The 20,451-nt window shown below is 51.7% G+C and carries 17 protein-coding genes and 2 rRNA genes (1 of these 19 only partly in view); 16 read left to right on the top strand and 3 right to left on the bottom strand.

Annotated features, from left to right (window positions below):
• Both CCUR_RS04435 and rrf read left to right on the top strand, forming a co-directional pair.
• A 23S ribosomal RNA gene (locus tag CCUR_RS04435) occupies positions 1 to 729 on the top strand (it extends 2,279 nt beyond the left edge of the window).
• A 143-nt stretch (positions 730 to 872) separates the two neighbouring features.
• Positions 873 to 988 (top strand): 5S ribosomal RNA (rrf, locus tag CCUR_RS04430).
• A 267-nt stretch (positions 989 to 1,255) separates the two neighbouring features.
• Here rrf and CCUR_RS04425 read toward each other — a convergent pair.
• Complete coding sequence (locus CCUR_RS04425; RefSeq protein ID WP_012803282.1) at positions 1,256 to 1,990, bottom strand: gamma-glutamyl-gamma-aminobutyrate hydrolase family protein; 735 nt, start codon at positions 1,988 to 1,990, stop codon at positions 1,256 to 1,258.
• A gap of 3 nt (positions 1,991 to 1,993) precedes the next feature.
• On the bottom strand, positions 1,994 to 2,935 hold the full coding sequence (locus CCUR_RS04420) for a patatin-like phospholipase family protein (RefSeq protein ID WP_012803281.1): 942 nt from the start codon (positions 2,933 to 2,935) through the stop codon (positions 1,994 to 1,996).
• A 335-nt stretch (positions 2,936 to 3,270) separates the two neighbouring features.
• Here CCUR_RS04420 and trxA point away from each other — a divergent pair, with 335 nt between their 5' ends.
• The 11 genes from trxA to CCUR_RS04360 all read left to right on the top strand — a co-directional run bounded on the left by trxA (position 3,271) and on the right by CCUR_RS04360 (position 16,164).
• On the top strand, positions 3,271 to 3,579 hold the full coding sequence (gene trxA, locus CCUR_RS04415; RefSeq protein WP_012803280.1) for a thioredoxin: 309 nt from the start codon (positions 3,271 to 3,273) through the stop codon (positions 3,577 to 3,579).
• A gap of 329 nt (positions 3,580 to 3,908) precedes the next feature.
• Positions 3,909 to 4,826, top strand: a complete 918-nt coding sequence (gene trxB, locus CCUR_RS04410; RefSeq protein ID WP_012803279.1) for a thioredoxin-disulfide reductase — start codon at positions 3,909 to 3,911, stop codon at positions 4,824 to 4,826.
• 93 nt (positions 4,827 to 4,919) lie between these two features.
• Complete coding sequence (prfA, locus tag CCUR_RS04405; RefSeq protein WP_012803278.1) at positions 4,920 to 5,993, top strand: peptide chain release factor 1; 1,074 nt, start codon at positions 4,920 to 4,922, stop codon at positions 5,991 to 5,993.
• A 35-nt stretch (positions 5,994 to 6,028) separates the two neighbouring features.
• Positions 6,029 to 7,162 carry a N5-glutamine methyltransferase family protein gene (locus CCUR_RS04400; RefSeq protein ID WP_012803277.1) on the top strand — a complete coding sequence of 378 codons (1,134 nt, stop codon included), beginning with the start codon at positions 6,029 to 6,031 and terminating at the stop codon, positions 7,160 to 7,162.
• Positions 7,163 to 7,194: 32 nt separating this feature from the next.
• Complete coding sequence (locus CCUR_RS04395) at positions 7,195 to 8,049, top strand: purine-nucleoside phosphorylase (RefSeq protein ID WP_012803276.1); 855 nt, start codon at positions 7,195 to 7,197, stop codon at positions 8,047 to 8,049.
• 189 nt (positions 8,050 to 8,238) lie between these two features.
• Positions 8,239 to 8,919 (top strand): orotate phosphoribosyltransferase, encoded by a 681-nt coding sequence (pyrE, locus tag CCUR_RS04390; RefSeq protein ID WP_012803275.1) that lies wholly within the window; start codon positions 8,239 to 8,241, stop codon positions 8,917 to 8,919.
• Positions 8,920 to 9,466: 547 nt separating this feature from the next.
• Positions 9,467 to 11,125, top strand: a complete 1,659-nt coding sequence (ilvD, locus tag CCUR_RS04380) for a dihydroxy-acid dehydratase (protein WP_012803274.1) — start codon at positions 9,467 to 9,469, stop codon at positions 11,123 to 11,125.
• On the top strand, positions 11,122 to 12,993 hold the full coding sequence (ilvB, locus tag CCUR_RS04375; protein ID WP_012803273.1) for a biosynthetic-type acetolactate synthase large subunit: 1,872 nt from the start codon (positions 11,122 to 11,124) through the stop codon (positions 12,991 to 12,993). Before ilvD ends, ilvB begins: the two co-directional genes overlap by 4 nt.
• Before the next feature lies 1 nt (position 12,994).
• Entirely contained in the window at positions 12,995 to 13,483 is a 489-nt protein-coding gene (gene ilvN / locus CCUR_RS04370) for an acetolactate synthase small subunit (RefSeq protein WP_012803272.1), read from the top strand.
• A gap of 130 nt (positions 13,484 to 13,613) precedes the next feature.
• Positions 13,614 to 14,609 (top strand): ketol-acid reductoisomerase, encoded by a 996-nt coding sequence (gene ilvC, locus CCUR_RS04365; RefSeq protein ID WP_012803271.1) that lies wholly within the window; start codon positions 13,614 to 13,616, stop codon positions 14,607 to 14,609.
• 13 nt (positions 14,610 to 14,622) lie between these two features.
• Entirely contained in the window at positions 14,623 to 16,164 is a 1,542-nt protein-coding gene (locus CCUR_RS04360; protein WP_012803270.1) for a 2-isopropylmalate synthase, read from the top strand.
• A gap of 54 nt (positions 16,165 to 16,218) precedes the next feature.
• Here the strand turns inward: CCUR_RS04360 and CCUR_RS04355 are convergent, their stop codons facing one another.
• A complete protein-coding gene (locus CCUR_RS04355; protein WP_012803269.1) occupies positions 16,219 to 16,872 on the bottom strand; it encodes a TetR/AcrR family transcriptional regulator C-terminal domain-containing protein in 654 nt (217 codons plus the stop codon).
• Between the two features lie 431 nt (positions 16,873 to 17,303).
• Here CCUR_RS04355 and CCUR_RS04350 point away from each other — a divergent pair, with 431 nt between their 5' ends.
• The 3 genes from CCUR_RS04350 (at position 17,304) to CCUR_RS04340 (ending at position 20,406) form a co-directional block, all read left to right on the top strand.
• Positions 17,304 to 18,458 carry an acyl-CoA dehydrogenase family protein gene (locus CCUR_RS04350; RefSeq protein ID WP_012803268.1) on the top strand — a complete coding sequence of 385 codons (1,155 nt, stop codon included), beginning with the start codon at positions 17,304 to 17,306 and terminating at the stop codon, positions 18,456 to 18,458.
• Between the two features lie 298 nt (positions 18,459 to 18,756).
• Positions 18,757 to 19,500 (top strand): adenine nucleotide alpha hydrolase family protein, encoded by a 744-nt coding sequence (locus CCUR_RS04345; RefSeq protein WP_012803267.1) that lies wholly within the window; start codon positions 18,757 to 18,759, stop codon positions 19,498 to 19,500.
• Positions 19,501 to 19,518: 18 nt separating this feature from the next.
• Positions 19,519 to 20,406 carry an electron transfer flavoprotein subunit alpha/FixB family protein gene (locus CCUR_RS04340; protein ID WP_012803266.1) on the top strand — a complete coding sequence of 296 codons (888 nt, stop codon included), beginning with the start codon at positions 19,519 to 19,521 and terminating at the stop codon, positions 20,404 to 20,406.
• The last annotated feature ends 45 nt before the right edge of the window (positions 20,407 to 20,451 follow it).

Raw genomic sequence — 20,451 nt, 5'->3', positions numbered from 1 at the left:
TGGAATACTGCCCTCATCGCGCCGGCGTCCTAACGCAGGCCCCTTTAACGGGTCGTGCGGACCGTGTCAGGTAGGCAGTTTGACTGGGGCGGTCACCTCCTAAAGAGTAACGGAGGTGCGCGTAAGGTCCGCTCAGGATGGTTGGCAATCATCCTTTTGAGTGCAAGAGCATAAGCGGGCTTGACTGCGAGGCCTACAAGCCGAGCAGGTGGGAAACCAGGTTCTAGTGATCCGGCGGCACAGCGTGGAATGGCCGTCGCTCAACGGATAAAAGGTACTCCGGGGATAACAGGCTGATCTTGCCCAAGAGTCCACATCGACGGCAAGGTTTGGCACCTCGATGTCGGCTCATCGCATCCTGGGGCTGGAGTCGGTCCCAAGGGTATGGCTGTTCGCCATTTAAAGCGGTACGCGAGCTGGGTTCAGAACGTCGTGAGACAGTTCGGTCCCTATCCTCCGCGGGCGCAAGAGGATTGAGGAGATCTGCCCCTAGTACGAGAGGACCGGGGTGGACGGACCTCCGGTGCAGCGGTTGTCGACCAACGGCACTGCCGCGTAGCCGCGTCCGGAACGGATAACCGCTGAAAGCATCTAAGCGGGAAGCCGTCTCCAAGATGAGTCCTCTTTTTGGTAAGGGCACTGGTAGACTACCAGTTTGATAGGCCGCAGCTGTACGCACAGCAATGTGTTTTTAGGCAAGCGGTACTAATAGCCCGAGCTCTTCATCATATTCCATATGACAATTGCGCTTGTATACATCAAGAATCGAGACGCTATGCGGCCCTCAGGGTGCATGACAAGTCCCATAGAAGAACACTCGGATTAAGGCGCCGGCGCGCCTTAAAGAGACCTTACTCTTGAGCGCCCGGCACGAGCGCGGCCATGGAGGCGGGGATCACCCGGTCCCATCCCGAACCCGGCAGTTAAGCCCGCCCTCGCCGAAAGTACTACGGAGGTAAGTCCGTGGGAGGATAGGGCGCCGCGCTCGTGTCGTGCACTGAAGAGGTGGGTGCTTATAGGATGTCTACGAGACTCGCTTAGCGGGTCTTTTGTGTTTAGAACGGCTGCGGCAGTTCTCTCCTGTAAACACTATCCGTGCCTCTCTAGCAGGAACAGGGTATATTGCTCTGCCTTTTGTGTTTCTATCTTCAGCAGTTATGAAGGTCTGCCCAACCTGTCCTGTATCCGAGCGCTAGTAAACTTGTCTTTTGCATTTCTGTTCTCAGCAAGTTAGGGTTGTACTTTCGATACGCTGTTAGACCTCGGTATGACAGGCATCGCGCAATGCTTCAAACAACGGTAAGCAGTTGGGCAGGTATTCGGGATGCCACTGCACACCGATATAGAAGGTGCGATCAGGATCTTCAAGTCCTTCGTAGACACCGTCAGAGGCAATAGCATTAACAAACAGTCCCGAAGCAGGGTGTTCGATGGCCTGATGATGCATCGAATTGGTATTAATTACCCAATCGATATCGTCAATGTGACGCGCCTGAGGGCCAAACAAAATATCAAACAGGCGCGTTTCTGGCTGTATATGCACCGTTTGTACGGCGACATTGTAGGGCTTGTTTTGCTGATGTGTACTCGAATGAGAGCGATGATGCGTACTGACATCGCTGATGAGCGTGCCACCGAGACTGACATTCATAACCTGACAACCGCGGCAAATACCCAGAGTGGGAAGATCCATCTGGTGCGCGCGGCGCGCGAGCTGCAGTTCGCAGAGATCGCGGTCGCGATTGAAATCCATGTATTCGATATCGTCTTCAATCAATCGCCCGTAATGACACGGATGTACATCGCCACCACCGATAAGTACGAGCCCATCAAGGCGTGCGATCTGGGCTTCAAGATCAACAAAGTCGGCAGTATTCTTAAGCAGTACTGGTGTCATATTGCAGCGTTTAAGCACGTCAAGATATACCCGTTCCGAATCGGTTAGGTCGGAAAATGACGTGGTATGAGTGGTAACACCAACAAATATCATGTGTTAGAGCTCCAGGTAACGCTGGAGATCTTCCCATTGCAGTAGGGCCTGTCGGTACCCTTGCTGGTACAGATCAAATAGCTTGTCGGGATTGTTTTCCATGGAATTGACGGTTACTGGTTGGGGTGGCTGAATAACAAAGACACGACCCGCTTCGTGCATACGCGCAAGACGTCGATAGGTGAGGTTGTATTCAAAAGGCCGCATTGTTAAGCGTTCAACATAGAGCGGATAATTCGCATAGAGTGTGCTTGCTAATGCTCCTAACTTAAAGGGTTTCTTTACATAGGTTGCATCCTGGGTCAGTACAATAACGTGTTTTTTTGCGCCCTGCAGCATACTGAAGAGATAGGGGACGCTGTCGCATGTACCGCCATCAAGAAGCTTCTTGCCATCTACTTCAACAATATGTGACACAAAGGGCATGCTTGCGCTTGCGATGAGGTACTGCTCATCTGTTGGGCGGTAGCCTGAAGAGAAGGTATGGTAGTCCGCGTCACCGTATTCCAGGTTGCTTGCGACCGAAGTCAGTTGCATCGGTGAATTATTAAAAGCTTCAAAGTCAAACGGATCAAGACGGTGGGGGATTTCATCAAACATGAAGTCGAGACCCATCGCATTGCCGGTCAGAGCAAAGTTTCGCATTGAAAGATAATGCCAATCGGTGCAGTAATTTATGTTGAGGTAGGCACTTCGTCCGATATCACCTGCGACATAATTAAGACCACACAGCGCTCCCGCTGATGTTCCAATCGTATGCTGTGCAAGTAACCCTCGCTCGAGAAACAGGTCGGTGACACCTGCGGTAAACAGGCTGCGCATAGCACCACCCTCAAGGATAAGGTCAAATGGTTCGACACCATGGTTGACCCATGCAGGGGTTTTCTTGGTTTGTGGTGTAGATGTAGCGTCGTCTACTGCATCAATGGTGTGCGTATCTGTCATGAAACTCCTTTATCACCCTCAGTATACCCTGCGTATTGTTGTGCGCATGCCTTCTACAGGAAATCCTAGCTGGTGTAAAAGGTGTTCAATACGCAGCTATATACAGCTATGTGCACCGTAATTCAGCTGCTATTCGAAGACCACTGTGCGTTCAAGCGGTGGTGGTATGAAATTCAGGGACTTTTAATTACTTGCAAAACGATTGTGTACAATTGAATATGACAAATTGATGACGAAAGAAGATTATCAGTGCGCAATGTGCTCAGAGGCGCTAGAGTGTCAAGGGTACAAGATAGAGTACGTATTGAAGAGTACTCAGAAAAAAAGGAGGCATCATGGCTCAGCAGATCTCTTCTCAGGAATTTGAGGAAAAAGTTCTGAAATCTGACAAGCCGGTTTTAGTTGATTTCTTTGCGACGTGGTGTGGCCCCTGTAAGATGATGTCGCCCGTTATCGATGAGGTTGCAACCGACATGGAGGGCAAAGCTGCTGTTTACAAGCTCGATGTAGATGAAAGCTCTGACATTGCGCAGCGCTATGGGGTCATGAGCATTCCCACGCTTATTGTTTTTGAAAACGGTGAAGTGAAGAATCAAACGCTCGGCGCACAGCCAAAGCAAGCCGTACTTGATCTTTTTAATTAACGGAATAAATAGCCCATTGCATATGATGGGCGCATGCTACGGGGGAGTTGTCTGGTTAAGGGCGGCGCCCCCGTCGTGTATATGTACCGTTTGTGATGCATGAACGGTTGTGTAAATAACTATGTGTGCTTGCTAACGGTCATGTGAACAACTGCGTGCGTGTGGAAACAGCTATAGGTGAGTGATTCGACGCGGGCAAGTCGAGAACAGACAACAAGAATAGACATGCGGTTTTACCGCATGAAGTTATCGCTCACACAAAGTGAATGCGTAATGCAAGGATAACGTGCCTTAAACAGGTTCAATTAACAAGAGTAAAGGAAGACAGCATGGAGACATTTGATATTGCTGTTATCGGGGCAGGTCCTGCTGGTATGACCGCGGCGCTCTACAGTGCGCGCGCAGGCCTCTCGGTTGTGATGTTTGAAGAAATGATGCCGGGCGGTCAGCTGGCTCAGACTGATAAAATTGAAAATTACCCCGGTTTCCCTGGTGGTATTGGTGGCTTTGAGTTATCTATGGCCATGAAAGAGCAGGATGACGGTTTCGGAGTGGTGTATCGCAACGAAGCGGTCAGTGCTGTTGACTTTACGGGTGATGTGAAAACGCTGACGACAGCGAACGGTCAGGTATCTGCCAAAGCAGTCATTATTGCTACCGGTGCTCGCAGCCGCAAGCTTGGTATTGCGGGTGAAGCGGAGCTGGCTGGACATGGTGTATCGTATTGCGCCACCTGCGACGGTAATTTCTTCCGCGGTCAGGATGTCGTAGTGGTTGGCGGCGGCAACACCGCAGCAGCCGATGCGGTCTATTTATCGCGTATCTGTAATACGGTTCATCTGGTTCATCGTCGAGGCGAAATGCGCGCGACTGCTGCTGATCGTCATCGGGTTGCTCAGGCCGACAACGTGGTATTTCATGGCAACAAGGTTGTTGATGAACTACAGCAGCAAGACGGTGCGGTTGTTGGCGTGGTGATTCGCGATGTCAACACGGGTGAAACACAGACAATCCCGACCCGTGCGGTGTTCGTGGCCATCGGTAAACTTCCGAATACAGAAGCCTTTGTGGGGCAGGTGCCACTGACCGATGCCGGCTATATTCGCACTGAAGAGAACGGGGCAACGGAAGTTGCTGGTGTCTATGCGGCGGGCGATGTGCGCGAAAAGCTTCTGAGGCAGGTTGCTACTGCTATTTCTGATGGTGCAATTGCCGCGGAGGCCGCCGCAGAGAGCTGCTCGGCGTGATAGAATAGCGAACCACTTGAAATGAGCGCCGCGTCTATTCGCGGCGCTTTGTCTGGTAAGCCAATGAAGCATGCTGCGATGGGGTAAAAGCATATGTTGGAAAAGGAAAAGCTCGAAAAGATTATTGAAGCGTATCGCGATTTACAGACGCGTATGAGCGATCCAGCGGTTATTTCAGATCAAAAAGAATATAACCGCTTGGCGAAAGAGTATGCCCACCAAGGTCCACTTGCGACGGCAGCGCGTACGTATGTGCAGGATATCGACGATCTCGCCGAAGCTAAAGAAATGATTTCCGATGCTGATATGCGGGAGTTTGCCCAGGAAGAGATTACGCGTATTGAAAACGAGCTTCCCGGTTTGGAAGATGACATCAAGTTCATGCTTATCCCAGCTGATCCAGCAGATGATAAAGACATCATCGTGGAAATTCGTGCCGGTGCTGGTGGTGACGAGGCGGCGCTGTTTGCAGGCGATCTCTTTAAGATGTATTCGCATTTTGCCGATGTCAAAGGCTGGAAAATCGAAGTGCTGAACGCGTCTGCTTCAGAAGCGGGCGGCTATAAGGAAATTCAGTTCAAGGTGAAGGGCGACAAAGTTTATTCCGAAATGAAATTTGAAAGTGGCGTACATCGCGTGCAGCGGGTGCCAAAAACGGAAAGCCAGGGTCGTATTCATACCTCGACGGCAACGGTTGCTGTGCTTCCAGAAGCTGATGAAGTAGAAGTTGACGTGAAGCAGGAAGACCTGCGTATCGACGTGTATCGTGCTGGTGGTCCGGGCGGGCAATGCGTTAATACGACCGACTCAGCGGTACGTATTACTCATTTGCCAACCGGTTTGGTTGTGCAATCACAGGATCAAAAAAGCCAGCTGCAGAACAAGATTGCGGCGATGGCGGTACTGCGCGCCCGCCTGTATGAAAAGATGCTGGAAGAACAGCGTGCGGCTGAAGGTGCCGAACGACGCGCTCAAATCGGTACGGGCGATCGCAGCGAAAAAATTCGCACCTACAACGGCCCGCAGGATCGCGTGACTGACCATCGCATTGGGTATAACGGTACCTACAATGGCATTCTGATGAATGCTGGCGGCGCTGGTCTTGAAGATTTAATTACTGCGCTGCAGGCTGCCGATCGCGCTCAGAAGCTTGAGCAGGCTGTTTAGTCTTACGCGTAAGTGATCTTCAGGGTATAACGAACATGACAGCAGAAGAGGTAGGCACGCAAGCGGGCGAGCCGTGGACCGTGCGGAAAATCCTAAGCTGGATTGAAAGATATCTTTCTGATCGGGGAGATACAAATCCCCGTCTTGCAGCTCAGTGGCTTGTGTCTGAAGCGCTTGGCTGCAGTCGCATAGCGCTCTATGCCGATATTGACCGGCCACTGTCAGCTGAGGAACGCACTATTTTGCGTGAGTATACCCGCCGTCGTGCGGCGGGGGAGCCACTGCAATACATTACCGGATCAGTTGATTTTCGCTTTATTACCATAAAGGTACGTCCCGGTGTGCTGATACCACGTCCGGAAACTGAAGTACTGATGAGCGAAGCACTATCAGAGCTCAAGCCGCGCATTGATGAATGGCGCTCGTTCGAGCGCGAAAGCCTTTTACGGCGTGAACTACAGGCGCAGATGACAGCAGCTGGTGCTTCTACTACTGTTGCCGATAATGCCTTGAAGCAGGCTTTGGAAGAACGAGGTAATTCTACCTATAACAGCGAAGCGGTTATAGGAGCTAACACCAACAAAAACGAAGCAGAAGACAACCCGCTTACCCTGCCAGTAGCACCTCTGCCACTGCGGTTTGTGGATGCCTGCACCGGCACGGGTTGCATTGCTGCTTCTCTTGCGCGTGAGGTTCCCTCATCTTCAATAATTGCCACTGATATTTCTGCGGAAGCGTGCGCTCTTGCCGCTGAAAATGCTGCTGATCTTTCCGTATCTGATCGGGTTGACGTCGTGTCTTGCAACGTGCTTGACGGTGTTGATCCGAACTGGCAGGGTACAGTTGATCTTGTTATTTCGAACCCTCCGTATATTCCCACGGATGTTCTTCAATCGATTGATCAAGAGGTAACTGCTTTCGAGCCGCGTTTGGCGCTTGATGGCGGGGAGGATGGACTTGATGTATTTCGGCGCCTGCTCGATCAAGCACCTGCTTTGTTGGTCCCGGGTGGCGTTCTTGCGGTTGAATTACATGAGGACTGTCTTTCGCAGGCACGCAGCCTTGCCGCTGCTGCTGGGTTTGATGACATTCGTATTGCGCAGGACCTTGCTGGCCGCCCGCGTGTCCTTATCGCCCACAAACCCCTTTCGACCATATCTCCGGTGTAATTTGCTGGATAATCCCCTCCGAGGTGATGTGAATGTACGATTTTAATGTCCTTGACGAACAACTTGCCGAAGCGATGTTGTTTCTTCGCCAGAGGCTGCATGGTCGCAGTCCGCAGATTGGGCTTGTACTGGGCAGTGGCTTGAATCCGCTGGCCGATAAGATTGCAGATGCGGTACATATCGACTTTACTGAGGTGCCGCATATGAAGACGGTAACGGCGGCAGGGCATGTTGGCCGTTTCGTCTGTGGTGAACTTGGTGGTCAGACCGTGCTTGCTATGCAGGGTCGTCTGCACGCCTATGAGGGCTATACAGCCCAAGATGTAGCGTTCCCCATTTGGCTCATGCATCGGTTAGGCATTGAGACCGTTATCACAACTAATGCAGCCGGGGCTCTGAATAAATCATTTGCTCCGGGTGACTTCTGCGCGATAAGCGATCACATTAATTTTACGGGGCGCAACCCCATTGTTGGTATTGATCCATCTGAATTGGCAGAGCGCTGCTTTTCCATGACGGCTGCGTATGATGCTACGTTGCGCGCGACGGCTCATACTGTTGCGAGTGAGAAAAGTATCACTCTTCATGAGGGCGTTTACCTGGGGGTTTTGGGCCCGAGTTTCGAAACACCGGCAGAGATTCGGATGTTTCGTTCGTGGGGTGCCGATACGGTTGCCATGAGTGTGGTTGAAGAAGTCATCGCTGCGCGCCATGTTGGCATGCGCGTGCTCGGCCTTTCCCTTATTACCAATTGTGCAGCTGGCCTCGGCGAAACAGATACCTGCGATGCCAATGCAGCAAATGGTGAAGCGGTGCTTGCGACTGCGTCGGCGTATCAAGATGATTTTGCCGCGCTTGTTATTGGCATTCTTGAAAAGCTTTCCTAAAACAGCGCACGTTATAGTAGTGTCTAGTCAACAGTAATGTGCAACTAAAACCATCTCGACAAGCTTGTCATCGGGTTATAGTAGTGCGCAGTTAATAATAGTGTGCAACTGATAGGAGCGTTCAGTTGGCGCGAGAGCCACGAGCTCACAGCTGACGCTTGCACAGTAAACAGCATGAGGGGAACGGGTATGGATCAGTACAAGCAGGAATTCATTGAATTCATGGTTGAATCGGGTGTGCTTAAATTCGGTTCATTTACGCTCAAAAGTGGTCGTGTTTCACCGTTTTTCATGAATGCTGGCGCCTATGTGACGGGTGACCAACTTCATCGCTTGGGCTGCTATTATGCGCGCGCTATTCATGAGCGCTTTGGTGATGAATTCGACGTTGTTTTTGGCCCGGCCTATAAAGGCATTCCTTTGGCTGTTGTCACAGCGATGGCTTACCACGAACTGTATGGTAAAGAAGTGCGCTATTGCAGCAATCGCAAGGAAGCGAAGGATCATGGTGAAGGGGGCAACCTGCTTGGTGCCGCCCTTGTCGATGGTGACCGCGTGATTATGGTGGAAGACGTTACTACGTCAGGCAAAAGTATCGATGAGACCTATCCCCTTATTACAGCAGCCGCAGATGTTGATGTGCGGGGCCTGATGGTGTCGCTGAATCGAATGGAAGTTGGTCGGGGTGGCGTCAAGGCTGCTATCGATGAAGTGTCAGAGCGCTACGGATTTCCTACTGCTGCCATTGTTTCGATGGCTGAGGTCACTGCCTGGCTGCATAATCGCCCCTGTCAGGGACGGGTAGTCATTGACGACAAGATGAAAGCAGCTATTGACGCATATTACGACACGTATGGTGCCCGCGCGTAATACGTATAACCTGCGTGTATACGGTGTGATACATAAACGTATTCGGTGCCGTACACAGCGCGATATGTAAATATATGCGCACATGGCGTAGCGTATAAGGATACGGCTGCCGCCAGCGCTATCGTGCATAACACTATCTTATCAAATGCTATCGCACTCCAATGTACGCAAGTGAATGCTTTGTGTGTGCTTTCGTTTGCTCTGTCGCGGCGCTTTGCTGAGGGTCTATACTGCACAAAAATTGAAGAGTGCATGCGTTGAAGAGGATCAGTAAGGGCCATCCATCTTTTCAGCAAACAGGCGGTACTGCGAGCCTGTGGTGGACGTTCTGAAATCCCTTGGAGCAGTTCGATCGAACGCGCACGACTGAGTAGGGATGACCTTTCTGCTCGGCGGGCGCCAGTAAGCCGAGCCGGTGGCAGCCGATAGTGTCGTCGAGGGATATCTATACCCTCGGTTTCCCTGATGTCTGAAACCCGCAGCGGCTTGCTCCGGGTTTTTTCTTTTGGCGCACCTCTTCGGCAAGTAAGGGAGAAGGGAAGTGCCGATGAGAAGCGATGCGATTAAGAAGGGTCTCGCACGCGCCCCGCACCGCAGCCTGTTAAAGGCCGACGGCTTTACCGACGAAGAACTCGCTCGTCCGCTTATTGCGGTGGTATCTTCGCGCAACGAAATTATTCCTGGGCATTTGCATCTGCAAACGATTGCTGATGCTGTTTCAGCTGGTATTCGCATGGCAGGTGGAACACCAGCTCAAGTCAATACGATTGGCATTTGCGATGGCATCGCGATGAACCATGAAGGCATGCGCTATTCGCTTGCGAGTCGTGAAGTGATAGCTGATTCAGTTGAATGTGTGGTGCAGGGGCATCGCTTCGACGGCATGGTGCTGATACCAAGCTGCGATAAGGTGGTTCCTGGTATGTTGATAGCTGCTTGTCGCCTTAATATTCCCACCGTCGTGGTCACCGGAGGCCCTATGTTGGCTGGTCGTGATCAGGATGGCAGCGAGACTGATCTCAACACGTTGTTTGACGCAGTTGGTGCTGTGACGGCCGGCACGATGAGTGAAGATAAGTGTAAGTGGTATGAGGATAGCGCTTGTCCCACCTGCGGAAGCTGCTCGGGCATGTTTACAGCTAACTCTATCGGTTGTTTGTGCGAGGCATTGGGTATCGCACTACCAGGTAATGGCACGATTCCTGCGGTATATAGCGAGCGGGTTCGCTTAGCCAAGCACGCCGGCATGAAAGTTATGGATCTTGTTGCCAACAATATATGCGCACTCGACATTATCAATGAACATGCGCTGCATAATGGTATGGCGCTTGACATGGCTTTTGGCGGTTCAACAAATACGATGCTGCACTTAACGGCTATCTCCCATGCAGCCGGTTGCCCCGTTTCGATGGATGACTGGGATGCCATTTGTCAGCACACGCCGAATATCACGCGCATTGCACCAGCTGGTCCGCTGCACATCGAAGACCTTAATGCGCAGGGTGGCGTGGCGGCCGTCATCGGTGAGCTGGGGCGCGCTGGCTTGCTTGATGAGGCAGCACTGACCTGCCATGGTACGATGCGCGAATGGATAGACGCCTGTCCGACGCCTGATGGCGAGGTTGTTCACACTATTGAAAACGCCTATAGCGCGCAGGGTGGTTTGCGCGTGCTGCGGGGCAATCTTGCTCCTCATGCCTGTGTGGTTAAGCAAAGTGCTGTTTCTGCTGCCATGCGACAGCATGCTGGTCCTGCGCAGGTATTTGACAGTGAAGAAGCAGCCTGTGAAGCGATATTTGCCGGCAAAATCGTTCCCGGTGCTGTTGTAGTTATTCGTTATGAAGGGCCATCAGGTGGTCCTGGTATGCGCGAAATGTTAACGCCGACCAGTGCGATTTTCGGTATGGGGCTGGCTGATTCAGTTGCGCTTATTACCGATGGGCGTTTTTCCGGCGCTACAAAGGGACCGTGCATTGGCCATGTGAGTCCTGAAGCGGCAGCGGGGGGTCCGATTGCCTTTGTGCATGACGGCGATGTTATTCGGATCGATCTTGATGCCGGCACAATTGAGCTCGATGTGCCTGCCGATGAACTGGCGCGTCGTCGGGCTGCTTGGCAGGCTCCCAAACCGAAATACACCACGGGAGTTCTTGCCCGTTATGCCAAGTTGGTTTCGAGTGCTGATAAGGGGGCGTATTTCGGATGAGTGGAACCGCTCAAAATTCTTGCCACGTTATAGAACGGCCAGGAAGCGCTAGCGAACATGAAGGCAGTTTATTAACCGGTGCCCAGGCTGTTATTGCTTCGCTTGAGGCTGAAGGCGTTGATGTTCTGTTTGGGTATCCCGGTGGCCAAGCTATTAAGATGTATGATGCCCTCTACGATTCAAAGCGTCTTCATCATGTGCTTGCTCGTCATGAACAGGGCGCAACACATATGGCTGATGGTTATGCGCGTGCAACTGGGCGCGTTGGCGTGGTGTTGGTGACCAGCGGTCCTGGTGCGACAAATACGGTTACCGGCATTGCAACAGCGTATATGGATAGCGTGCCGTTGGTGGTTATTTGTGCGCAGGTGCCCCGCACGATTATTGGTACCGATGCATTCCAAGAATCAGACATTGTTGGCATCACGATGCCTATTGTGAAACATAGCTATTTGCTTCAGCGGGTCGATGATTTACCGCAAACGTTTTGCGATGCGTTTCATATTGCGGCGACCGGTCGTCCCGGACCTGTGCTTATTGACATTCCGAGCGACCTGTTAGCAGCACAGATTGAATTTCATTATCCGCAGAGTAGCAATTTACCGTCCTACAAGCCAACTATGAAGCCTAATGCTAAACAGGTGCGTCAAGCAGCAGATCTTATTGCGGGGGCATCACGGCCACTGTTGTATGCCGGTGGTGGTATCACTTCGTCAGGAGCAACCTCTGAACTGGTTGAACTTGCCGAATTAATGCGCATACCGGTGGTCACTACTCTTATCGGCAAAGACGCCTTCCCTAACGACCATCCACTCGACTTAGGCATGGTAGGTATGCATGGCTCGCGATTTGCCAACTATGCAATGACTCACTGCGACACGCTCATTGCCGTTGGTGCACGTTTTTCTGATCGCGTGACGGGAAAGATACAGGCGTTTGCGCCGCATGCGCAGGTGATTCATATTGATATCGACCCTGCTGAAATCGGTAAACGCCGTATGGCCGATATCCCTCTGGTAAGTGATGCAAAGCCGGCTTTGGCGGGTATTATTGCCACGTTGCGTAAGCGTCAAGCCACGGTGCAAAGCGATGCCTGGTTGAAAAAGATTGATGATTGGCGCACGCGACATCCCTATGCGCATCCAGGGATTACATCACCTTCGGGTTCCATTGCGCCAGAAGGTGCCATGGCAGCACTTTCTGAGGTACTTGATCGACAATCCTCAATTGTTGTTACCGATGTCGGCCAGCATCAGATGTGGGCTGCTCAGTACATCGATCGTGATCGTCCGCGTACCTTTCTTTCAAGTGGCGGAGCCGGTACCATGGGCTATGGGCTGCCTGCGGCCCTTGGGGCGCAGATGGGCAACGCGAGCGCGCAGGTAGTTTGCATTACGGGCGATGGAAGCTTCCAGATGTGCATTCAGGAAATGGCGACAGCCGCAGCTCAAGGGTTTGCCGTGAAGGTAATTATTTTTGACAACGATGCTCTGGGAATGGTTCATCAGTGGCAAGATTTGTTCTACCATCGCCGATTTAGCAGCACGCTTCTTTCGTCTAATCCCGATTTTGTAAAGGTTGCCGAAGCATATGGCTGGCAGGGTGAGCGGGTGAGCGATTCCAAGCAGGTGGTTGCGGCGTATAAACGCTTGCTCGCTGCTCACGGTCCAGCGTTACTTGATGTGCGTATACCAATTGACGAAAAGGTATTCCCAATGGTTGCGCCCGGTGCTGCTATTGATGATGTTATTGGGGCCGTTTCACTGGGTGATATTTCCCAGCAGATCGACGAAGATACTGATCGTGCTTCTGCTTCTGCTCGCACACAAAGTTCGCCGCGGGGTGAAAGGAGGTCTTCTCATGAGTAGGATGAGTAGGCATATCCTTTCTATTCTGGTTGAAAATAAACCGGGTGTGCTCAGTCGCGTAACGGGTCTTATTTCGCGCCGCGGGTTCAATATTGAATCACTGGCGGTCGCGCCGACTGAAGACGTGAATATGTCGCGTCTAACGGCTGTTGTGTGCGCCGATGAAGTTTTGTTTGAGCAGGTTACTAAGCAGCTTCATAAACTAGTAAGCGTCTACAAGATTAACGAAATAGCTGATGATGCCGCAATCGTCCGCGAGCTCGTACTTATTAAGGTTGTCGCCCCACCAGAAAAGCGCAGCGAAGTTATCGAGATCGCCAACGTGTTTCGCGCAAAGATTGTCGATGTTGCCAATCAGTCGCTTACCATCGAGGCAACGGGGGATGAAAGTAAGCTTTCGGGCCTTGAAAATCTCCTGCGTGCCTATGGCATTAAGGAAATCACCCGTACCGGGAAAATAGCCGTCTCGCGCGGGGAGCCAGGAAAATAGTCGTCTTGCGTGGGGAACCGAGAAAATAGCTGCCTTATGTGGGGAACCGAAGAAAATAGCCGCCCCGCGCGGAAAGCTCGATTAATCGTTTCATTCGTTTGATATCAGCCACGAGAAAAGGAGTCTTACCATGGCTGTCACCATCTTGCACGAAGAGGATGCAAATCCAGCAATCATTCAAGGAAAGAAAATTGCCATTATTGGGTATGGTTCACAAGGGCATGCTCATGCGCTTAATCTGCATGATTCAGGTTGCGATGTACGTGTTGGCCTGCGCCGTGATTCATCTTCTTGGAAGATCGCAGAAGAGGCTGGTTTGAAAGTTATGACCACTGCTGAAGCGGCTCGCGAAGCCAATGTGATTATGATTTTGACACCTGATGAAAGTCAGCGTGCGGTGTACGCTCAAGATATTGTCCCGCATCTGCAACCAGGCGATACGCTTGCCTTTGCACATGGATTCAACATCCATTTTGGATACATCGTGCCGCCCAAGGATGTTAACGTCATCATGGTGGCGCCAAAAGGCCCTGGTCATATTGTGCGTCGCCAATTTACTGAAGGATCCGGCGTTCCTGATCTTATCTGCGTGCAGCAAGACTTTACCGAGGATGCCTGGGATATTGCCTTATCGTATGCGTGGGGGCTCGGCGGCACGCGCGCGGGGGTTATTAAGAGTACCTTTAAAGACGAAACTGAAGAGGATCTCTTTGGCGAACAGGCGGTGCTCTGCGGCGGGGTTACTCACCTGATCGAAGCAGGATACGAAGTGCTGACTGAGGCTGGCTATCCGGGTGAGTTGGCGTATTTTGAGGTGTACCATGAAATGAAAATGATTGTGGACCTCATGTACGAAAACGGTATGCATGGTATGCGTAGCTCCATTTCCAATACAGCTGAATATGGTGACTATTACGCTGGTCCGCGGATTATTACCGAAGACACCAAGGCAGCGATGCGTACCATTCTTGCCCGCATTCAAGATGGATCGTTTGCGAAAGAGTTTATCGACGATTGCGATCGTGGACATGAAGTGCTGCTGAGCAAGCGTGCTGAATATGCGAACCACGAAATCGAACAGGTTGGCGAAGAAATTCGCAACATGTTTAGCTGGATCAAACGATAGCGTAGGAGATACGGTGACACGCAAGATAGACATTCTTGATACGACACTGCGTGATGGCGAACAATCGCCTGGCGCTTCTATGAATACGGAAGAAAAGCTTTCCGTTACTCGTCAACTCGTGCGCTTAAACGTTGATGCAATTGAGGCAGGATTTCCCGTTTCGTCGCCCGGAGACTTCGAAAGCGTTCAACGCATTGCTGAAGCGGTTGGCGATAGCGCGGTGGTTGTTGCTCTTACGCGCGCGGTTGAAAAAGACATTGATGCTGCTGCCGCTGCTCTTGCTACGGCAGCTCGCCCGCGCATTCATACGGGGTTGGGTGTATCACCGAGTCACTTGCGTGATAAGCTGCGTATTTCCGAAGATGAATGTGTCGAGCGAGCCGTGCATTGCGTTCGCTATGCGCGCAATCTATGCGATGACGTTCAATTTTATGCTGAGGATGCGGGGCGTGCTGATTATGCGTTTCTCGCACGGGTGATTCAGGCCGTGATATTCGCGGGTGCGACTGTGGTGAACATTCCTGATACTACAGGGTATTCGCTACCTGATGAATTCGGTCGGCGCATTCAGTACTTGAAAGAGCATGTTGATGGCATTGATACCGTCACACTTTCGGTGCATTGCCACAACGATTTAGGCATGGCGACAGCGCTTTCTTTGGCAGGTGTTGCCGCTGGTGCAACGCAGGTTGAATGCACCATTAACGGTCTTGGTGAGCGTGCGGGTAATACGGCCATGGAAGAAGTGGTTATGGGAATCCGCATGCACGAAGACGAACTGGGTGCGCATACCGACATCAACACCCGAGAATTCACGCGCGCTTCGCATTTGGTGTCATCTATCACGGGTATGGGCGTGCAGGCGAATAAGGCTATCGTCGGTGCGAATGCATTTGCGCATTCATCAGGCATTCACCAAGATGGCGTTCTCAAAAAGCGCGACACCTATGAAATTATCAGCCCGGAAGAAGTCGGTGCCGATAAAAGCCGGATTGTGCTTTCAGCCCGCAGTGGGCATGCTGCTTTGAAGCATCGTCTTGAGCATTTAGGGTATACGTTTGATCCGCCGGCGCTTGATGCACTGTATGAGCGGTTTCTTGAGGTGGCCGATCGTAAGAAAGAAGTCTACGACGAAGACCTTGAAAGCCTTGTGGCCGATCAGGCGCGTGTGACTGATGCTATCTATACGCTTGAGGCAGTGCAGGTAAGCTGCGGTTTTCCTCTCACACCAACAGCTACGTTGACACTGCGCGACGATCAGGGGGCCACACAAACGGTATGCGCTTTTGGTACGGGTCCTATTGATGCGGCGTTTAAAGCGGTCGATGAGATTATGAATGTGCAGGGTGAGCTGCAGGAATTTAGTGTCAATGCGGTTACACATGGTATTGACGCACTTGGCGAAGTGACAGTGCGGGTGCGCTGTGCCGAAGGAGATGTCTTTATCGGACGCGCTTCGGATGGCGATATCATCGTGTCATCCACCAAAGCCTACCTGCATGCTTTGAACCGCATGATATCTCGTGACCGGGCACGTAAGGCAAAACGCGCCTGATTTTGATTTCAGGAACGCATTCATGAGGGCCTGCTTAATGCGAGCCAGACAGTGTTAGAGTACCCGCCCTCGTTGCTGGCGGGTGATCTCTTCGGCAAGCGAGTCGTGGATGATGTTGTCGAATGCCCCTATCTCGGCAGCAAGCGGGGTGGTGTGCCCTTCGCGCACGCGGCGGGTGAAATAGGCAAGTGCGGCGCCGGTATAAAAGTCGGCAAGAAAACGCTGATTGGCTTCCTTCAGATAGCGATTGCTCAGAATAAACTTGATATCGTCTAACAGGGCAGGGGAATACAAATTAAACAGGTAGTTTGGTAGCCCGTCGGGGGAGTTGTCGGCGAACATACAAGCGTAGTAGTGTGCGCGGTGGCACAGACAGGCATCAAGTGCCTGGAAGAAGGGGCGTCCGTCTATGGTGCGGACGCCCGATTTGATACAGGTGTAATACGCAAGCGAATCAAAACCCAGTGGGTCGTGACGCTTATAGATCAGGCAATCTTTCTCGATGTGCGCTTCTAATTGCTGGGCGATATCCCAGCGGAATATCCAGGCGATAAGATGATTGCGGCTGGGAAAATGGTAGTAGAACGTCTTACGGTTTTTTTCGCAAGCCGCCACAATGGCAGAGATCGGCACCTTGTCCGTGTTGTTTGTTTCGACTAGGTTGATGAATGTTTCTGCGATGAGCAACTTCGTATCGAGTGTCGACATTGCATACTTCTTTCGACTCGCCCATTCGGTTTGTTCAATGTACCAGTTTGTTTTTAATGCACTTGTTTGAACTCAGTAATGCGGCGCGATGCTGGGTATCTACGGTCATTTGAGCTTTGGTGTCTATCTTATCTCCTCTGGTAGCTTTGACTCTTGTATATCTTATCGTCTTCGGTAGTTCCCGCATGAGGGTATAGTGCATACATTTCTCGTGCGATGCATCCAAGTTGAACCCATTCTATTCTCTGAATCTATCAATGACGCCCGATTGCATTCCTTTTTCCCTTATGCACATCGCTGAACAGGTGCTTTACAAATCATACGGACAGATTTAGAAAAATGACCATCCGATGTGTATTCCACCATCGTATTCTATGTCCATCGGCTGCTGAGCGTCTCGGGGGCGTTCCCCGTCAGATCGAGGAGGAAACATGGATTTCAATCTGACCGATGAGCAAGAACTTCTTCTAGAAAGTGTCGACGAATTCTGCGAACGCTACTTCACTGATGAAGCTATTGCTGAAATGTACGAGACGGGTACTATGCCCGATGAAATTGCTGAAGCGTATCGCGATGCTGGTTTCGGGCTTATGGGTATCCCCGAAGAGTTCGGCGGGATTCCTGCCGACCGTCAGACGATCGGCTTGATGATCGAGCGTCTGTATGAAAAAAGCGGCTGCATGCACATTCTGTATCAGAATTCACTTTCGATGTTTGACATTATGGAATTCGGTACTGATGAGCAGAAACAGATGTGCATGGATCATTACATGGAAACCGGTTGGCCCATTTCGTCGCTTTCTATTTCAGAGCCTGGTGCTGGTTCCGACAATCGTTCGATGACCTGTGTAACGAAGAAACAGGCCGACGGAACGTATCTCTTGTCTGGTCAGAAGACCTGGGTGACCATGGGTGCGGTTTTGCCCTACACCATCGTTGTTGCCAAAGATGAAGATCCCAGCCACGACAACGGGGATATGAGCTTGTGGCTCGTCAAGATGGACACCCCGGGTGTTTCGACGGCGGCGCTACATAAGATCGGGCAGCAGTGCATTCCCTTCTGCGAAGTGTACTTCGACGATGTGGTGCTGACTGAAGATATGCGTATGGGTGAGGCTGGCAAGGGCTTCATGATGCTGATGAAGAACTTCGAAGTCGAACGTGCTTATATTGTTGCGGAACAGCTGGGGTTGGCTCAAGCGGCACTGTCTGATGCGGCTCAGTATGCTAACCAGCGCATTGCTTTTGGAAAGCCGATCTTCAAGCAGGAAATGATTCAAGAGCTGTTAACCGACATGGAAATCAAGGTTCAGACCACTCGCCAGTTCCTGTATAAGGTGCTGTGGATGATGGATAACGGTGAACCAGTTCAGCTTGAGAGTGCTCTTCTGAAGCGCTACGGCTGCAAAGAGTGCTTTGAAGTAACGGATATGGCACTGCAGATATATGCGGGTCTCGGGTATACCACCGAGGTGCGTATTGGACGCCTGTGGGCTGACACGCGTGGCAACATGTTTGGTGGCGGCACGCACGAGATTATGGCCTATATCGGCGGACGCCAAGTGGCGAAAAAGTACGCTCTGTAGGTTTGTGTGAGGGTGCGTTCTGATAGCGATCTTGCGCGTTGCTGAGCTGTCAGGATGCCCCTTGAGCACTGCTGTGTGATAGGCAGTGCACTGCGATACGGTATCTGGGCAAATTTGAAAACTGCCGCTTTAGTTATTTAAAGGGGCACCGTATTGTGAAAGTGCGTTATTCACCTGGAAATACCTCGTTTTCTCAAGGTGTTTGGCGCAATGGCAAACGACATACTGCGGCTGGAGCGTGCATAGTGCTTACCGTTTGTGTGGATGAATGAATTGAATGTTCGAGAAAGGATCCTCTATGAACATCCTCGTGGCATGCAAGATTGTTCCCGATGACCAGGACGTCAAGACCGGTTCGGACGGATCACTTGACTTTTCCCGCGCGCATCAGGTTGTCTCTACCTACGACCTGAATGCAATTGAAGCGGCAGCGCTTCTGGCCGAAGCAAATCCAGGTTCTACCGTGAAAGCTATTTCGGTTGGATCTGCAAAGGCGGATGACTCCAAGACCAAGAAAAATATTTTGGCTCGCGGTGTCGATGAGCTGTTCCTTGTTGCCGACGATGCTGTTGCTGGCCTGGATGCGTTTGGTACGGCAGCCGAACTTGCACGTCTTGCTGGGCAGGCAGGCGACTGGGACGTCATTATCACCGGCGATGGATCGGCTGACTTGTACGCCAAGCAAACCGGCGCGCAGCTTGCTGCAGCCCTTAATGTTCCCTTTGTTTCGGGGGTCGTTTCCGCTGAATTAGCTAGTAACACCCTTTCCGCAAAGCGTCTTCTAGAAACCGAAATGGAATCAGTTGAGATTCCGCTGCCGGCTGTTATATCAGTTGCTCCTGAGTTTGCTGAGCCACGCATTGCGGGCATGAAAGACATTCTGGCAGCCGGCAAGAAGCCGATGAATGTCGAAGGGGCTGCAGCGGCGTCTGCGGCCGTAGTCGAAGAAGTTTCGGTGGCTGCCCCTGCCGAAGTTGATCGCAAGCGGGAAATTTTCACTGACGTTGATGAATTCATCGCCGCCGTCAAGGCTGCGCTGTAAGAAGGGTAGGGAAAGAACATGGCTAAGGCATTTGTTATTGCTGAAACGAAAGCAGCTGCCGCTGAGTTAACGTGCGGTGCTCGTACGCTGGCCGAAGAAGTTGTTATTGTTTCGGTGGGGGATGTTCCTACTGGTGTGGCTGATACAGCGTTTCATATCGAGATTCCAGCTGGCAATGTGGCTGATGACGCCTATGTCACCGTCAATCGTCTCTTTGATGAATCAGGTGCAACTATTGTGTTGGCGGAACCGAGCTTGCACGTCCTGTCGTTGGTGGGACGCCTTGCAGCCCATTTGGGTGCGGCTACCATTACGGGCGTGAGCGCTTTCGAGGACCTTACTGCAACAAGTATGTACTTTGGTGGTACGGGCGTACGCAAGGCACGCGCGACAGGTGAGGTGTCGCTCTTTACGGTTGGCGCAGGTGTGTTTGATGGCTCAGCCGCCACTGGTACCGACAGTGTTGAAGAAGTTGCTTTTGAAGCACCTGATCACGCGGTGGTAAAAACCGGCACTGAAGCTTTGCCAGAAAGCGATGTAAACCTTGCGGGCGCAGAGGCAATCGTGGCCTGCGGTCGTGGATTCGCCGACGAAGCTGATCTTGCGCTTGCGCGCGATCTCGCAGCTAAGCTGGGTGCTGAAGTGGGCTGCACGCGTCCTTTGGCTGAAGGTGTCGACTGGTTCCCGCGCGAGGCATACGTGGGTGTATCGGGTGCGGTGGTATCACCGAAGACCTATGTCGCTGTTGGTATTTCAGGGCAGATGCAGCACATGGTTGGTTGCAACGGTTCTGAAACCATTATTGCCGTAAATAAAGACAAGAATGCACCCATATTCAAGCAGTGTGATTACGGCTTTGCCGGTGACTTAAAAACTGTCTTGCCAGCTCTTACTGCTGCTCTGTAACGAATAGATACCGTAAAGCGAAACAGTACAAGCCGCCTGTGAAGC

Source organism: Cryptobacterium curtum DSM 15641 (assembly GCF_000023845.1).
GTDB classification, from domain to species: domain Bacteria; phylum Actinomycetota; class Coriobacteriia; order Coriobacteriales; family Eggerthellaceae; genus Cryptobacterium; species Cryptobacterium curtum.
The sequence above is the reverse complement of the archived record's forward strand: the minus strand, read 5'-3'. Positions and strand labels throughout refer to the sequence as shown.

Coding starts and splice junctions, on each gene's coding strand:
- CCUR_RS04425 (WP_012803282.1), bottom strand. CDS start 1,990: ATGATATTTGTTGGTGTTACCACTCATACCACGTCATTTTCCGACCTA.
- CCUR_RS04420 (WP_012803281.1), bottom strand. CDS start 2,935: ATGACAGATACGCACACCATTGATGCAGTAGACGACGCTACATCTACA.
- trxA (WP_012803280.1), top strand. CDS start 3,271: ATGGCTCAGCAGATCTCTTCTCAGGAATTTGAGGAAAAAGTTCTGAAA.
- trxB (WP_012803279.1), top strand. CDS start 3,909: ATGGAGACATTTGATATTGCTGTTATCGGGGCAGGTCCTGCTGGTATG.
- prfA (WP_012803278.1), top strand. CDS start 4,920: ATGTTGGAAAAGGAAAAGCTCGAAAAGATTATTGAAGCGTATCGCGAT.
- CCUR_RS04400 (WP_012803277.1), top strand. CDS start 6,029: ATGACAGCAGAAGAGGTAGGCACGCAAGCGGGCGAGCCGTGGACCGTG.
- CCUR_RS04395 (WP_012803276.1), top strand. CDS start 7,195: ATGTACGATTTTAATGTCCTTGACGAACAACTTGCCGAAGCGATGTTG.
- pyrE (WP_012803275.1), top strand. CDS start 8,239: ATGGATCAGTACAAGCAGGAATTCATTGAATTCATGGTTGAATCGGGT.
- ilvD (WP_012803274.1), top strand. CDS start 9,467: ATGAGAAGCGATGCGATTAAGAAGGGTCTCGCACGCGCCCCGCACCGC.
- ilvB (WP_012803273.1), top strand. CDS start 11,122: ATGAGTGGAACCGCTCAAAATTCTTGCCACGTTATAGAACGGCCAGGA.
- ilvN (WP_012803272.1), top strand. CDS start 12,995: ATGAGTAGGCATATCCTTTCTATTCTGGTTGAAAATAAACCGGGTGTG.
- ilvC (WP_012803271.1), top strand. CDS start 13,614: ATGGCTGTCACCATCTTGCACGAAGAGGATGCAAATCCAGCAATCATT.
- CCUR_RS04355 (WP_012803269.1), bottom strand. CDS start 16,872: ATGTCGACACTCGATACGAAGTTGCTCATCGCAGAAACATTCATCAAC.
- CCUR_RS04350 (WP_012803268.1), top strand. CDS start 17,304: ATGGATTTCAATCTGACCGATGAGCAAGAACTTCTTCTAGAAAGTGTC.
- CCUR_RS04345 (WP_012803267.1), top strand. CDS start 18,757: ATGAACATCCTCGTGGCATGCAAGATTGTTCCCGATGACCAGGACGTC.
- CCUR_RS04340 (WP_012803266.1), top strand. CDS start 19,519: ATGGCTAAGGCATTTGTTATTGCTGAAACGAAAGCAGCTGCCGCTGAG.